This window comes from Brumimicrobium oceani, assembly GCF_003143775.1.
Lineage (GTDB): Bacteria > Bacteroidota > Bacteroidia > Flavobacteriales_D > Crocinitomicaceae > Brumimicrobium > Brumimicrobium oceani.
Map to the genome: position 1 here is coordinate 14,163 of NZ_QFRJ01000004.1, position 15,669 is coordinate 29,831.

At 36.5% G+C, this 15,669-nt stretch carries 12 protein-coding genes; 8 read left to right on the forward strand and 4 right to left on the reverse strand.

Annotated elements, in window-relative coordinates; genetic code table 11:
• Positions 1–2: 2 nt before the first annotated feature.
• The 5 genes from DIT68_RS06575 (at position 3) to DIT68_RS06595 (ending at position 3,557) form a co-directional block, all read left to right on the forward strand.
• Positions 3–485 (forward strand): regulatory protein RecX, encoded by a 483-nt coding sequence (locus DIT68_RS06575; RefSeq protein ID WP_109359032.1) that lies wholly within the window; start codon positions 3–5, stop codon positions 483–485.
• Positions 486–563: 78 nt separating this feature from the next.
• Positions 564–1,277, forward strand: coding sequence for a polyprenol monophosphomannose synthase (locus DIT68_RS06580; protein ID WP_109359033.1), 714 nt, complete (start codon positions 564–566; stop codon positions 1,275–1,277).
• The gene (locus tag DIT68_RS06585; protein WP_109359034.1) at positions 1,274–2,611 is read left to right on the forward strand and encodes a dihydroorotase; all 1,338 of its coding nucleotides are present in this window, start codon (positions 1,274–1,276) and stop codon (positions 2,609–2,611) included. The genes DIT68_RS06580 and DIT68_RS06585 overlap by 4 nt, the downstream gene beginning before the upstream one ends.
• A complete protein-coding gene (locus DIT68_RS06590; protein ID WP_109359035.1) occupies positions 2,611–2,964 on the forward strand; it encodes a DUF4296 domain-containing protein in 354 nt (117 codons plus the stop codon). Before DIT68_RS06585 ends, DIT68_RS06590 begins: the two co-directional genes overlap by 1 nt.
• A gap of 203 nt (positions 2,965–3,167) precedes the next feature.
• A complete protein-coding gene (locus DIT68_RS06595; RefSeq protein ID WP_109359036.1) occupies positions 3,168–3,557 on the forward strand; it encodes an acyl-CoA thioesterase in 390 nt (129 codons plus the stop codon).
• A gap of 137 nt (positions 3,558–3,694) precedes the next feature.
• Here the strand turns inward: DIT68_RS06595 and DIT68_RS06600 are convergent, their stop codons facing one another.
• The 3 genes from DIT68_RS06600 to gap form a co-directional block, all read right to left on the reverse strand.
• Positions 3,695–5,248, reverse strand: a complete 1,554-nt coding sequence (locus DIT68_RS06600) for an FMN-binding glutamate synthase family protein (RefSeq protein WP_109359234.1) — start codon at positions 5,246–5,248, stop codon at positions 3,695–3,697.
• A gap of 181 nt (positions 5,249–5,429) precedes the next feature.
• Positions 5,430–5,876 carry a CYTH domain-containing protein gene (locus tag DIT68_RS06605; protein ID WP_109359037.1) on the reverse strand — a complete coding sequence of 149 codons (447 nt, stop codon included), beginning with the start codon at positions 5,874–5,876 and terminating at the stop codon, positions 5,430–5,432.
• A gap of 1 nt (position 5,877) precedes the next feature.
• Entirely contained in the window at positions 5,878–6,870 is a 993-nt protein-coding gene (gene gap / locus DIT68_RS06610) for a type I glyceraldehyde-3-phosphate dehydrogenase (protein ID WP_109359038.1), read from the reverse strand.
• A gap of 585 nt (positions 6,871–7,455) precedes the next feature.
• Between gap and DIT68_RS06620 the strand changes: the two genes are divergently transcribed.
• From DIT68_RS06620 to DIT68_RS06630, 3 genes are read left to right on the forward strand one after another with little or no spacing between them, the layout of a single operon-like run.
• A complete protein-coding gene (locus tag DIT68_RS06620; RefSeq protein ID WP_109359040.1) occupies positions 7,456–8,760 on the forward strand; it encodes a Kelch repeat-containing protein in 1,305 nt (434 codons plus the stop codon).
• Between the two features lie 18 nt (positions 8,761–8,778).
• Positions 8,779–10,878 (forward strand): ATP-dependent DNA helicase RecG, encoded by a 2,100-nt coding sequence (recG, locus tag DIT68_RS06625; RefSeq protein ID WP_109359041.1) that lies wholly within the window; start codon positions 8,779–8,781, stop codon positions 10,876–10,878.
• A 9-nt stretch (positions 10,879–10,887) separates the two neighbouring features.
• Positions 10,888–11,229: an energy transducer TonB gene (locus tag DIT68_RS06630; RefSeq protein WP_109359042.1), complete on the forward strand. Its 342-nt coding sequence runs from the start codon at positions 10,888–10,890 to the stop codon at positions 11,227–11,229.
• Positions 11,230–11,645: 416 nt separating this feature from the next.
• Here DIT68_RS06630 and DIT68_RS06635 read toward each other — a convergent pair whose 3' ends face one another.
• Complete coding sequence (locus tag DIT68_RS06635; RefSeq protein WP_109359043.1) at positions 11,646–15,626, reverse strand: T9SS type A sorting domain-containing protein; 3,981 nt, start codon at positions 15,624–15,626, stop codon at positions 11,646–11,648.
• Positions 15,627–15,669 lie beyond the last annotated feature (43 nt).

Genomic DNA, 15,669 nt, shown 5'->3' on the forward strand with positions numbered 1-15,669 from the left:
GCATGAATGAAAAGGACAAATATTCCTTTTTAGAAGCCAAACACAAAATTGAGGCTTGGTGTGCTTATCGAGATCGTTGTCATCACGAGGTTTATAACAAACTTAGAGATTACGGGATAGACGATGAGGACACCAACGCTTTACTCTCCCATCTTATAGAATATAAATTCCTTGACGAACAACGCTACGCAGATAGTTTCGTTTCGGGTAAACACCGCATTAAAAAATGGGGTAGAAATAAAATCATATCCCATCTAAAGCAGAAAAGAATTACTTCAAGAATTATTCAAGACGCTTTAAAAGAGATTGACGAACAAGAATATCGAGATATGCTTTATTCTTTAGCACTCTCAAAGTGGAAGTCTAAAAAGGGAAAGCCTTTCGAAATCAAAGTCAAGGTACAACGTTATCTCATTAGCAAAGGATATGAATTCGACCTAATTTATAACGCATTGGAAGATGTGGAAAATGAGTTAAAGGAATAATTCTTTCAAGAATTAACCGATTAAAAACATAGGTCAAAAAATTTTAAATTATATTAGCGAATTATAAGATTTTGAGACGTGTCTGATAGCATAATAATAATTCCAACTTACAATGAAATTGAAAACATCGAACGCATGATTCGAAAAGTTTTCAGCTATGAAAAAGCGTTTCATTTACTCATTGTTGATGACAACTCTCCAGATGGAACGGCCGCTAAAGTCAAGGAACTTCAAAAAGAATTCCCAACTCAATTATATATTTTAGAACGTCCAGAAAAAAACGGTTTAGGAACTGCTTACAAGGCAGGATTTGACTGGTGTTTGGATGCAAGCTATGATTATATCTTTGAAATGGATGCTGATTTCTCACATAATCCTGACGATTTAATCCGCTTATATGAGGCTTGCGCACAGGAGGGGGTTCATCTCTCAATAGGCTCTCGCTACTGCAGCGGCGGTAAAGTAAAAAACTGGCCTATAATGAGAATTTTGATGTCCTACTTCGCCTCTATTTATGTACGCATGATTTTATGGATAGGAATTAAGGATACCACGGCAGGATTTAAATGTTATACGCGCGAAGCATTACAAGAAGTAAATTACGACATTATTCCATTTAAAGGGTACGCATTCCAAATTTGTATGAAATATGGAGTACGAAAACATAATTTAGACATTGTTGAAGTTCCAATTACCTTTATCGATAGACAAAGAGGAACTTCAAAAATGAGTTCAGGAATTTTTAAAGAAGCATTTTTCGGTGTTTGGAAAATGAGAAGCATGAAACTATGAAATATCTATTAAAACAAGCCACGATAATCAATGAAGGAACATCGACTGTAGGAGATGTATTAATTCAAAATGATAAAATCGAAAAAATAGCATCTTCCATTTCAGATGCTACAGCAACTGAAATCAATTGTGAAGGAAAATATCTTGTTCCGGGAAGTATAGATGACCAAGTTCACTTTAGAGAACCGGGTTTAACCCACAAGGGGAATATTCACAGTGAAAGTCGTGCTGCTGTTGCTGGTGGGATTACTTCATTTATGGAAATGCCAAACACGGTACCTAATGCACTTACGCAGGAATTGTTGGAAGATAAATATAAAATTGCTGCTCATTCAAGTATAGCAAATTACAGCTTCTTCATGGGAGCTTCTAATGACAACATTGCAGAAGTTCTAAAAACCGATCCTAAAAATGTTTGCGGTGTAAAAGTTTTTATGGGTTCAAGCACAGGAAATATGTTGGTTGATGAACCCGAAACACTAAACAAAATCTTTAGTGAGGTTCCTATGCTCATTGCAACACATTGCGAAGATGAAGAAACGGTACGCAGGAATATGGAGACTTACCGTAAAAAATACGGCGAAGACCTTCCGATTAAATATCATCCTGAGATAAGAAGTGCTGAGGCCTGTTATCTATCCTCATCATTAGCCGTATCATTAGCCAAAAAACACAATGCTAGACTGCATGTTTTGCATATTTCTACAGAAAAGGAATTGTCATTATTCGAAAATCAAACTCCTTTAGCTCAGAAAAGAATTACGGCAGAGGCCTGCGTTCATCATTTGTGGTTTACTGAAGAAGATTATGAAGAAAAAGGAACTTTCATTAAATGGAATCCTGCAGTAAAGAAAAGAACGGACCGTGATGCGATTTGGCAAGCTGTTTTAGACAATAGAATTGATGTGATTGCAACAGATCATGCTCCTCACACTATTGAGGAAAAGAACAATACTTATTTCAACGCTCCTTCTGGTGGGCCATTGGTTCAGCATGCTTTACTTGCTCTTTTAGAAAAATCTAAAGAAGGAATTATTAGCAAAGAAAGAGTGATTGAGAAAACTGCTCACGCTCCTTCTGTTCTGTTTGGTGTTGAAAAAAGGGGATACATTCGTGAAGGGTATTTTGCAGATTTAGTAATTATTGATCCAAATAAATCAACTACAGTTACAAAAGATAACATTCTATATAGTTGTGCTTGGTCTCCTTTTGAAGGCACTACTTTTAATCATAAGATTGAAAAAACTTTCGTAAACGGTAATTTGGTTTTTGACAACAATAAAATTATTGACCAAAGCAAAGGAAGCCGTCTTACCTTCAATAGATTCGATTAATGAAAAAGTTAATGTATCTTCTTATGGGTTCAATTTACTTATTACTCGGCGCATGTTCTTATCAATTCGATAAACAAAGTGCTCCAGACGATTTGATTCCTAAAGATACATTTACTTTGCTGTTACATGAGGTTATGATTGTAGAGTCCTATTTTAAGCATCAACAATCTAATGTAAAAGCCTATTCAGAATCTTTACCAGAGGCTATACTACCCATCTTCGAAAAATACAATGTCGACAGTTCAAGATACGCTAGTTCGATGAATTATTATTCTTCCCGACAAGAAGAACTCATTGAAATTTATAGTCAAATTCAGGATAGTTTGACATTGAACACGGTGGAGTTCGAGTAATTGATTCTGCTTGTTTGAATTGCCCTCCATTTTGATTCCCTAGGACTAGTGCTATTTAAACCGTAATATTGCCCCACATGAGAGTATAAATGGTAGAGGTGAATAAAACTTTATGGATATAAACCTTCATCAAATCAAAAATACCGAAACCTTATTGTTTAAATCCACCAGAAAATCTATATTGGTAGGAAAAGAAAAACAACATGAGATTTCATACAAGAAAATGGGTAAAACCAGAAGATTTAAATCCAAATGGGACATTATTTGGTGGACGTTTATTAGAATGGATTGATGAAGAAGCGGCTTTGTATTCAATTATTCAGTTAGAAAATCCAAAAACGGTTACAAAATTCATTAGTGAAATTGATTTTCAAAGTTCTGCCAAACAAGGAGATATTATTGAGATTGGAATCGAGGTGATAAAGTTTGGAACAGCTTCTCTCACCTTAAAGTGCGAAGTACGCAACAAAATGACCCGCAAAACGATAATCATGGTTGATCGAATTGTGATGGTGAGCTTAGATGAAGACGGCAATGCAAAACCACATGGAAAGACAGAAATAGAATTTGTAAAGAATAGATTGAAAGAATAATTCCAAAAGGATAGAAACGTAATGAAAATTATGGCGACGCCCAGTCTTACGTCTCTTCCACTTATAAATGGATTAATCAAAAAAGGGACACCATATTGGCATCCCTTTAATTATGGTTTTAACTATTTATGTAAATTCTAATTCACCATCTCTAGTTCTTCTTTTTTCAGCAGCGAACCTACTTCAGTCAATGGATAAATCTCACTGTATTTCTTTATTTTGTCCATTTCAACACGACGGTTAATATGAACTCTCTTAAGCCCTTGAGGAGTTGTTACCCCACTTGCAGCCATCAGTTCGATAAAGCTATAAACAGTTTGAGAATGGAAGTTAGCCACACGCTGTGACTTATCTTCTACATCCAGTCCACGCATTAAGCTTTTGTCCTGTGTTGCAACCCCCACTGGACAAGTGTTTTTATGACAAAGCAAGGCTTGTATACATCCTGTTGCCAACATCATTGCACGTGCACAAGCAACAGTATCTGCTCCAATGGCTATTAACCTAGCGATATCGAAACTACTGAACACCTTACCTGACGCCACAACACTAATATCCTTTTTAAGGTCATAACCACGCAATGTATTCACTGCATAAGCCAATCCATCTCTCAACGGAATACCAATAGCATTTGAGAATTCAACTGGTGCAGCTCCTGTTCCCCCTTCACCTCCGTCGATCGTAATGAAATCTGGTTTTATTCCCGTTGCAATCATTGCTTCGCAAATATCTGTAAACTCAATCTGCTTTCCAATACACATTTTAAAACCTACAGGTTTCCCACCTGAAAGTTCTCTCATTTCTTTAATGAAATACATGAGTTCTGTAGCATTTGTAAAAGCGGAATGCGTATTTGGTGAGTGTACCGTTGTATGTGGTTCAACGTGACGAATTGCCGCAATTTCTTCAGTGTTTTTTGAAGCTGGCAAAAGTCCACCATGTCCTGGTTTTGCACCTTGAGAAATTTTTAGCTCAATCATTTTCACGTTCGGAATACTGGCATTTTCCTTAAAGGTTACTGGATTAAAGTTTCCTTTTTTATCACGACAACCGAAATATCCAGTTCCAATTTGCCAAATTAAATCTCCACCATATTGTAAATGGTAAGGACTAATTCCTCCCTCTCCAGTATTCTGGGCGAAACCTCCAATTTTAGCTCCTTTATTCATTGCCAAAACAGCATTCATGCTTAAAGAACCGAAACTCATTGCTGAGATGTTCATTAAACTGGCAGCGTATGGCTTTAAACAGTCTGGACCTCCAATCATAACTCTAGGGTCATGGTCAATTTCCTTTCTGTTTTTGGCGTAAATAGAGTGATCCATCCATTCATAACCAATGTCGTAAACGTTTAACTGAGTTCCGAAAGGCGCAGTATCATTTACTTTTTTGGCACGTTGATAAATCAAAGAGCGATCTAATCGGTTGATGGGCCTACCGTCTGTATCATTTTCCACGAAATATTGCATAATTTCTGGACGAATAGACTCAAGGATAAACCTCAAATTTCCAATCACTGGGAAATTTCTACGAATACTATGTTTCTTCTGAAAAATATCAAAATACCCTATTAGGATTAATGGACCAAAAAAGGCCATAAACCAAAGAACGTTATTCCAAAATGGATAAACTAAAGCAACTGTTCCTGTAATCAGGATGGACAATAAAATAAATATACCTCTTGGCTTCATGACATTATAAATTAATGATGTTTTACCTTGAATTTTTAATTTGTTTACTACCTCAAAACTAATCTGCAAAGCTAATTGAAATATCTCATTCAGCATTAGAGTTCAGGGAAGAATTACAGATTATATTGTAAACCCAAACAATAAATTTTGACCTGTGTTTAATGTGATAAATTTAATTCTTCTAAATCATATTTACATTGTAATACTCTGGCAGATGCGAGACTTCTTTGCCTAGCCACTCTGGATGTGCGAATTCTTCATTTTCATTTGTAAGTTCTATTTCAGCAAGAATCAACCCTTTTTTCGGCGATTCAAACTCGTCTACTTCCCAAACAAATCGATCTATTTTAAGTTCATAACGAACTTTAATAATTTTTGCCTCGCAGAACTCTTTCAGCATCTCTTCTGCATCCGCTTTTGGAATAGCATATTCAAATTCGCTTCTGGAAACTCCTTGGGTTTTTCCTTTAATAGTAATTCTCCCTTTTTCGCCGTGCACACGAACACGAACAACTGTTTCTGGGGAAGATAGAATATACCCCTGCAAAATCCTTGTTCCTGATTCTGGCCTAACCTTATTCCAGAGTTCTTCCTTTACCAAAAATTTCCTTTCAATTTCTACTCCCAAATTATAATGTTTTCATTAAATCAATTAAACGATTGGAGTATCCCGCTTCGTTATCATACCAGCCAACAAGTTTTACCAAATTTCCCACTACGGAAGTCAATTGGCTATCGAATATACAACTATTAGGATTTCCGATAATATCAGAAGAAACCAAAGGCTCGTCGGTATAAGATAAAATCCCTTTTAATTCGTTTTCGCTGGCACGTTTAAATTCGGCGTTAATCTCCTCTACCGTTGGCACCTTCCCTTCTACGGTCAAAGTTAAATCCGTTAAAGAACCATCCGGAACAGGCACCCTAATTCCACAACCGCCGATGTGCCCCTCTAACTCTGGGAAAATTTTAGTTAGCGCCTTTGCGGCACCTGTTGTTGTAGGCACAATAGATTCTGCGGCCGCTCTTGCTCTTCTCAAATCTTTGTGAGGAGCATCGTGCAATCTTTGATCTGAAGTATAACTGTGTACCGTTGTGATATAAGCGCTTGTTATCGTGCACATATCCTTGAACAATTTCACCATAGGTGCTGCAGAATTTGTGGTACAAGAAGCGTTACTTATCAATACATCGTCTGGCGTTAGAATGTCATCATTCACCCCTAAAACCACAGATTTGATATTATCTCCTTGTCCAGGCGCACTAATCACCACCTTTTTAGCTCCTCCCTTAAAGTGTGCAGAGGCCGCTTCCTCAGTTCTAAAAAGTCCTGTAGATTCTAAAACTATATCCACTCCATATTTTGCCCATGGAATTTCTGCTGGATTTGAGAATTGTGTAAAAATGATCTTACTTCCATTTTCAAAAACAATAGTGTTGTTTACCACTTCAAAGGCCTCTTGAATCTGTCGATGAACTGAATCATATTTAAGTAAGTGTGCCAAGGTTTTAATGTCTGCTAAATCATTAACTACAGCTACCGACACCTCAGATTGCTTCAAACTCATTCTGGTAAAATATCTTCCTATTCTACCAAAACCATTAACACCTATTTTTTTCATACAGTTCTTGTTTATTTACAAACAAAGCTAAGGATTCTCCATAGGATTCAAAAGAAATAATAGAAATGATGCACTGACAAATCAATAAAATTTATCAAGGCGACCTATTTAGTGTCTGGACGGAAACACATCAAAATTAAAAATATTTCTTTTTGCGATAGTTCCCTTTATTTTTAACCGCCTGATGCTAAGGCATCACCTCATAAAAATAAATTCATCTCTCATCAAAAATAATCTATTTTATAAAATTCGTCTGTTTCCGACCAACCACTATCGTTTAATCCCATTTGTCTTTTCTTGTAAAGAACTTTCATAATAAATGAACAGAATACATCCTTCACTCAAAGGAGTGTTCAATCAAAAATCCGGGTTTTCTATTGCCCGAATGATCTGTTATGACTTATTCCCATCGATCATCCGAAGACAATATTTTGATAATCACTACAAAACTTTAAATTTCACAGGGAAGAAAATTGACTTTTACAATCTGCGATTTAAACAGTTAGTCCTAAAATTTATTGAAAGACAAACAACTTCTTTAAAAGAAGATTCCTTTCAATCCGCTATTTTCCTTAAATTCGTACAATGATGCGAATTCTAATACTTTTTTCACTGTGTTTGTTCTCCTTTCTTGGAAATTCCCAAGGCAATTGGACATGGACAAAATTGAGTAATCTTCCCATTTCGACATCAAATAACGCAGTGGTGCATGCGAAAGCCGCAGATGGAAAAGCCGTCTATAGCTTCGGCGGAATCTCGGGAACGCTTAGCTCTTCAGAAATTCATCAACGCGTTTTCAAATATGATGTAAGTCAAGATCTCTGGTTGGAAATGGATGCTATTCCAGATACCTCAGGAAAAATTGCAAGTGCAGCAAGCTACGTTAATGATAAGATTTACATTATTGGCGGCTATCATGTAGAAGCCAACGGAACAGAGACGAGTTCAGAAAAAGTGCACATCTATAATCCCATAACCGACGTATTCGAAGCAGACGGAAATCCACTCCCTATTCCCATTGACGACCATGTGCAAGCAGTTTGGCGCGACAGTCTAATTTATGTTATTTCAGGCTGGAGTAATACGGGGAATGTTCCAGACGTTCAAATTTACAATCCTGAACTCAACTCATGGACAATGGGAACACCAACGCCTAGCTTTTCTTTTTATCCAAGTTTTGGAGCTTCGGGATACATTTTAGGAGACACCATTTTTTATTTTGGGGGAGCGAAAGACTTTCCATCATTCGAGGCAACAAATGTCTTACGCAAAGGAATTATTGATAAAAACGATCCCACGCAAATTCAGTGGACAGTCATAAATTCGGGAAATGGAGAACCTTTGTATCGTGCGGCGTGTTCAGGACATGACAAAACTATTTTCTGGGTGGGAGGAGCTAAAAAAGCTTACAACTTTAACGCTTTAGAATACTACAACAATAAAGTAGTTAAGCCCAATAAAAGAATTTATGAAATTGACTTAGAGGAAAAAAGTCAAAGCAACATCTACAGTGTGGAAAACCGAGGAATGGACTTAAGAGGAATTGCTAAACTAGGTGGAGGAAACTGGATTATTGCAGGGGGAATAGACAGCTTACAACAGGCAAGCAAAGCAACTTATCTGCTGCACAACCCCAGACTTTCCGACATAGGAACAAGTAACAAACCTCCCATGTTTAAGATTAGAGAAAGTGAAGACTACTTTACAGTAGAAACAGAAAATGTGGGCAAAATCATCATCTACGATATTCAAGGAAGAACAATTTACAAGTCCAATAAGCAACTGGCGGATTTAAGCATTGCAAAAACTGAGTTGCAAAGAGGAATGCTTATTTTCACTTATGAAGACGATGTGAATCTGCCCATTGTTTTAAAAAAAATTCATCCTTAAAATTGAGCGTAATAAAAAATGGAATATCTAATCAATACTCCCATTGAATACCTCAAAGGTGTAGGCGCCGAAAGAGGAAATGTACTTCGAATGGAAGCCGGCATAGATAAAATGTGGGATTTACTCAACTACTTCCCTTTTAGATATGTAAACAGGTCCAACTACGCCAGAATAGTTGATATTCCCAGTTATGAAGGTCAATCTATTCAACTGAAAGGGACAATCAAAGGCGTTAGAGAAATTGGAACAGGAAGAGGAAAACGCTTACAAGCCACTTTTCAAGATCAATCGGGAGTAATAGATTTGGTTTGGTTTAAAGGAGCAAAATGGATTAAAAACAAATTAACTCCTGGTGTACTTTTTAGAGTTTACGGAAAACCAGCGCGCTTTGGTTCAAATTGGAATATTGCACATCCAGAAATTACACCTTTTGAACAAGTAGCCCATGAAAAAGGCTTACAACCCATTTATAACAGTACAGATAAACTCACAAAAAAAGGTTTACATTCTAACGGAATAGAAAAGTTAACTTATCAATTGGCTTCTACCTCCAGAGGGAAAATTCCAGAAATTTTACCTCAAGAAATCATCGAGGAATATCGGCTCATTTCTAGAGATGAAGCTTACCATTTAATTCATATTCCCAAAACAGCAGAAGACATTCAAAAGGCGCAAATGAGAATAAAATTTGAGGAACTTTTGTTTCTTCAATTGGAACTGCTCTTGCGGAAAAATGCCAATACTGAGAAGTCTGAAGGGTTTGCTTTTGGGAAAACAGGGCCCTACTTTGATGAATTTTATAAAAACCACATTCCTTTTGAACTTACCAATGCTCAAAAAAGAGTGGTGAAAGAAATTAGGAAAGATTTGAGGAAAGGAATTCACATGAATCGTTTGTTGCAAGGTGATGTGGGAAGTGGAAAAACACTAGTTGCCTTACTCAGCATGCTTTTTGGAATAGGAAATGGATATCAATCTGCTTTGATGGCACCTACCGAAATTTTAGCCCAACAACATTTTAAAACAATAGAAGAACTATTGGCTCCGCTAGATGTAAAAGTGGCGCTTTTAACGGGTTCAGTAAAGAAAAAGGACAGAGTTGGTTTATTTGAAGAACTGGAATCAGGTGAAATTGATATTCTAATTGGAACCCACGCACTTTTGGAACCTACGGTGAAATTTAAGAATCTTGGTTTAGTAGTCATAGATGAACAGCATAGATTTGGTGTAGCACAAAGGGCAAGACTTTGGAGGAAAAACACAAAACCACCGCATATTTTAATCATGACAGCAACGCCAATTCCAAGAACTTTAGCCATGACTTTCTATGGAGACCTAGATGTTTCGGTGATTGACGAACTTCCACCGGGAAGAAAACCAATCAATACCATGCACTTTTTTGATAAAAGTCGACTAAGGGTTTTTGATTTGATAAAAAATGAAATTGCATTAGGAAGACAAGTTTATATCGTTTATCCGCTTATTCAGGAATCAGAAACGATGGATTATAAAAACTTGATGGAAGGCTACGAAGCAGTTTCAAGAACATTTCCCAGACCAAACTATCAAATAAGCATCGTTCATGGACAAATGAAAGCTGAAGACAAAGCTTTTGAAATGGATCAGTTTGCAAAAGGGAATACACACATTATGGTGGCCACTACCGTAATTGAAGTGGGAGTAAACGTTCCAAATGCTTCTGTGATGATTATTGAAAGTTCTGAAAGATTTGGGCTTTCTCAATTGCACCAATTGCGCGGACGAGTTGGTCGTGGAGCAGAAAAATCTTATTGTATTTTAATGACAGGCGATAAACTTTCACAAGAAGGAAAGAAAAGAATTCAAACGATGGTTTCCACCAATGATGGATTTAAAATTGCGGAAGTAGATTTAGAAATTCGAGGGCCTGGAGATATTATGGGAACGCAACAAAGTGGAATCATGAATTTGAATTTAGCTAATCTAGCTAAAGATGGTCAATTGGTTAGTGCTGCAAGAGAAACGGCAAGGCATATTTTAAAAGAAGACCCTAAAATTCGCTTAGGAAAACACAGGGGTTTACGCACAGAATTAAAAAGACAATTAAAATCGAGGCCCAATTGGAGCAAAATTTCTTAAATTGACATTATGAAAAAATTAAACGCAATTCTATTTTTCGCATTATTTCTCACGACAACCGCTTTTGGTCAGATCAGTGGCGATGTAGTAAAAGACAATAGAAAAATTACCACAGAACTTCCTTACGTTATTGAAGGACATATCACTGGGAAAATAACAATTCAAATTAGCGTTGATGCTTTGGGAGACATTTCATCAAGTAAAGTTTTAGACGATAAATCGACAATCAAGAGTACTCCAGCAAAAATCAAAGCGTTAAATCATGTTTCGAAATTTAAGTTTGAACCAGGTACTTGGTTTCCGAAGTTTCATCAAGGAGAAATTGTGATTACTATGGTGAGACCAAATTAGGCTTTGCCCAGCTAGTTATTTACGACTTAATTCCCATACAGATTAAAATATTTGCAGCTATATGGAATACTGTGGGGTAAGTGTATATTACTAACTTGAGCTAAACAGTTATTAATTTGCCTAAATTCTTATATAAAAGGACAAGTTCAAAACCGATATCTTACAATAGATAATCCTCTTTGAGAAACAAATTTTCAAAGCGGTGTTGAGCGTTGAAATAAAGAACCTAAAGATTACAACTCCGTCAGCTGACGGACGATAGATTAATAGCCAAGGACGCAAGTCCTTGGTGTAAAAAGTACATCAGAACAAAACCCCACAAAATCATATAACGCCAGTTATTTTGATTATTTAATATCAGAAAAATGCACACCCCAATTAAGGAATGTGCATTTCATAAAGTTTTGAATTGTTGTTTACTTCTCTTTACTCACAATCAACTTAGAATTCATTTTCATAATTCCGTCGTTGTAAATATTAACGATGTAAACTCCATTTTCAAGGTTTCTTGTATCAATAAGCTTTTCACCTGTATTTTCTTCTATACTTCCTGTTCCAATTTCGCGACCATTCATGTCATAAATTTTGTATTGTGCATTTTCCAATTCATCATAGATTTCCCATTTGATGCTTGTGAATTCACTTGCTGGGTTTGGATAAACTGTGATATTGTACATGAGTTCTTCTAAAGTTGGTTCGTTACCTGATGGAGCTGGAATTGTTAACATTTTAGCCATTCCACCGCCTTCTGGTACTTCCTTCTCGAAACAAATATCATAGAAGAAACATAAAATGTTTTCAGCGTAACCAGATGCCCTGTTGCCTTTTTCTGCTAAAGTTTCAAGGTATTGAACTTCTGTAGAATCTAATTGTGCTATGTTACGTGAACCTAAGCTAGATCTGAAAGTGATATAATTATCAAAATCTTCAATCAGACCTATGTCAGCTTGCATACTTTCGTCGCTATTGATTGCTTGCAAAACAGAATCTGCTCTAGACCATTCACTATTTTCTATAAAGAAATCCATCACACCTATTTTATTAGAAATCCCTTCTCCCATCAAAACGATGTTGTGTCTTTCTGAATAGGTATGTTCCTCTTTTGACTTCTTCAAATACTTAATAAAGTGAGTTGCCTCGGCAATTTTTGACTGATAAGCCATTATTTCGCCTTCTAAACTGGTTCTCACTGTTTCTGTATTCCAGTTGTTTCTAACATAATTAAGCATGTATTCTGGAAGCGCATTGTTGGTAACATCATTTAACTCAAAAATGAATTGCTCTCCTTTCGTTGCGTCAGGATTGGCTAAAAGCACCTCTAGCAGCATAGCATTAGGCAAAATATTCTCACCCGCTGCCGTCAACAATGCTTCTGTTGAAAGATATGGCGCTTCTTGCATCAAATTGTTTCGCAATGTCCAAGCATCTGATGACCAGTTATTCTCAATTTGACTTTGAAGAATATCTGTATTGCCATTGTCGATTAAAGAGATGTAATTGTAGTAAAGGTTGTTATAAGCTGCTTCATGACTGACAAGTTCTGTTTCAAAATCAGCTAATTCAGTTGTGCGTTGATCGAGAATTAACACCCCAGGCTTAAAGTTTGAAAGACATGAGTTTGAGACCTCAAGTAAAACTTCATTTACTGGGCCGACCACACCGTTTGTCATATTGGGCATCGTAATACCACCTGAATGATAATATTTTATCTGGTTGGCATAATTAGCGATGTCTAGGGTATTAAACTGAAATGTGTTTCCTGCTGATGTTTGCGGATAATAATCACCTTGATTTTGTCTAACGCCATGACTATTATGTGAAGAGTTAATTAAAATCGCATTATCATTATTCACATATTCATTACAAAGGAATTGCAAACCATTCTTTGCATACTTACTTCGGTTTATTCTATTTGATTTTGTTCCTTCAAAAAGATTATTTAGTGAGTTTTTATATAGCCTATTATCAGACGGCCCGCCATTATCTACAACAATACCCGACGTTTTACCACTAATTAAATTATTTTGTACAGAATTTTCTTCTACAATATACTCGGCTGAGTTCTGAAGATAAATTCCATTACCTGAATAAGTACTACTATTATACCCACCATCGCCAATCACAAAATTATTTCTGTTAATATTTACATTATCAAACTCTTTAACACGAATCCCCCAAATATTGTTGGTAAAATCAGTTTGAGAGATGGTAACTGCTTCTGTAACTCCGGCTCCAGCAACTTGGATAGCATACTCTAATCCATCGAAACTCGATTTCATCAATAAACCTGTTGGACAAGGCGTTCCATAAGGAAGTGGTGGAGAATCACATCGAGGAATAACCCTAAAACTAGCATCTAAAGATGAAATACCTTCATTTGGAGAACTACTTAAAGATTTATTAGTGGTCACATTATTTGAAAAATGACAATTTTTAAAGTCAATTCCATGCACTTTCCAAAGCGTCACATAGGGCTGCTGCGGGTATCCCTCCACAAAATCATCATTTGTCAAGAATTCTGTATCGGTAAAACTGGAAGTGTTGTTTCGAAAATAACCAGGATAATTCGGTGTAAAATTCTGATAAGCCATAAACTCAACACCCCTTCTGTTGTTTCTAAACACTCCATCAGTTGATTTAATCACACCACCAATTTCACTCCAAGATTGAGGATTCCAATTGGTGAAAGCGAGATGCGCATTTTCTATTGTACCACCATTTTTTAGTTCTAACATCCCTTGGTGGGTTGGGTTATTTACTGGGAATTGGTGTAGGTTGGAAGTACCATAAACCTCAACTCCTTGCCAGTAGTAACCTTCGCTATTATCGCAAGCTAATTTCATATTGGTAAAGACGGCCCTGTCTAATGTCAACTTAGCGCCTTGCTCAATGATTACTTTGGCATCAGGTGCAAAACGGAAAGTCATATTTTTTATAACTACGTTTTTTCCCGATGGAATAATTAAATCACCTTGCATTGCAATATCTGAGTTGGAAACACCCCAAGGGTTTTGATTTGGAATTGGTTGCCATGTTGCACTTGTTCCTGCGGTATATCCTGCAACAGTATAAATTGAAGGGTACCCAATACTACTATAATCCATCCCATCGATTTGGTCTGGGAGCATGTAGGATTTTAATCCCTCTGAGTAATATGATGCATTCTGCATATTAAAATTGTATGTGAATGGCACATCAATCATATTAAAGACGCCTGTAGACGGTGTATTTGGATTGGTGAATGAAGCCAGACCATTTGAGTGTGCCAAATACAGCTTTCCCAATTTTCCAATTTCCATTTGAGAATATTGAAGGGCCGTGGATTGGCTTTGACTAATTCCAGGTACTGCCTGAATTCCGCTGGAAGGCGAATTGAAGTCATAATAATCAAAGGCATTAGTATAAAATTTATTTGTACTATGAGAGATATATAGAATACTTCCATTTGGAGAAAATTCTAAACCATGAATATATGGCTGTACTTGATTGCTCGGTAAATTCGGAAAGTCTAAATAACTTAGAAGTTCCTCTGATATTACGTCACCAGAACTATTCAAATCTAAGCAAAGAACTGATTGCGAAACCTGAGTATTGCTGTTTAAAACATTTAGCTTTAAGGCAACTGCTAAGCGATATTTTTCAGGACCTTCACCTGGTAATTCTATAAGTTCCATCTCTCCTCTTTGTTGCTGACCTGTATTTTCATTAGTATACGTTGGTATAAAAGACCAATAGTTATCAAATTGTAAGTTTGAAGCAGATACCTTAAATCGATACAAGCCTTTATAACCTGTGAAGAAAACAAAACGTGTGTTATCATCTCTTAATTTAGAAGCAGCAAAAAAGATGGAAGATGATCTTTCAGGATGTGATATATCAGGAAATTCACTAGGAATATATTGCTGTATATTTTCACAAAACAATACTAGACCTAATCTACCGCTATTGGCAGAAACATCTGTTGGTAGAGACATGTCTAATTTTGCTACAAAAGCTTTTGAATGAACTAAGTCATAGTTGTTAGAACCAGCAAGAAATATATAAAATTGGCTACAATTATCAGGAACAGGCACTATAGTTATTTCAGCTGTTCCATATAGGTTTATACCGTTATTCGGAATTGTTAACATACCTATTCTGTAACCCTCTTTATCATATATCATGTCGTCTACAATAAAAAAGAGTAAATCTCCGTTTGCATCCTGCATGGCGTTCGAGGCGTTTGTGGCCGGCAAACCATCGTAGCCGATGCTCGGATTTTGGGTGGGGAGGGGGACGGGTGGAACCTGATTAAGCATATTAGGCTTATAAAGCGGTGGTAAAATCCATCCCGTATTTTGTGCAATTATCCCTAATTGCAAACTTAAACAAAGCAATAAAAAGACTCCTTTTTTCATAATTATAAGTTTTAATGTTCACCCAAACTTAGAATATTATTTC

Coding starts and splice junctions, on each gene's coding strand:
- DIT68_RS06585 (WP_109359034.1), top strand. CDS start 1,274: ATGAAATATCTATTAAAACAAGCCACGATAATCAATGAAGGAACATCG.
- DIT68_RS06630 (WP_109359042.1), top strand. CDS start 10,888: ATGAAAAAATTAAACGCAATTCTATTTTTCGCATTATTTCTCACGACA.
- DIT68_RS06590 (WP_109359035.1), top strand. CDS start 2,611: ATGAAAAAGTTAATGTATCTTCTTATGGGTTCAATTTACTTATTACTC.
- DIT68_RS06635 (WP_109359043.1), bottom strand. CDS start 15,626: ATGAAAAAAGGAGTCTTTTTATTGCTTTGTTTAAGTTTGCAATTAGGG.
- DIT68_RS06620 (WP_109359040.1), top strand. CDS start 7,456: ATGATGCGAATTCTAATACTTTTTTCACTGTGTTTGTTCTCCTTTCTT.
- DIT68_RS06575 (WP_109359032.1), top strand. CDS start 3: ATGAATGAAAAGGACAAATATTCCTTTTTAGAAGCCAAACACAAAATT.
- DIT68_RS06600 (WP_109359234.1), bottom strand. CDS start 5,248: ATGAAGCCAAGAGGTATATTTATTTTATTGTCCATCCTGATTACAGGA.
- DIT68_RS06595 (WP_109359036.1), top strand. CDS start 3,168: ATGAGATTTCATACAAGAAAATGGGTAAAACCAGAAGATTTAAATCCA.
- recG (WP_109359041.1), top strand. CDS start 8,779: ATGGAATATCTAATCAATACTCCCATTGAATACCTCAAAGGTGTAGGC.
- gap (WP_109359038.1), bottom strand. CDS start 6,870: ATGAAAAAAATAGGTGTTAATGGTTTTGGTAGAATAGGAAGATATTTT.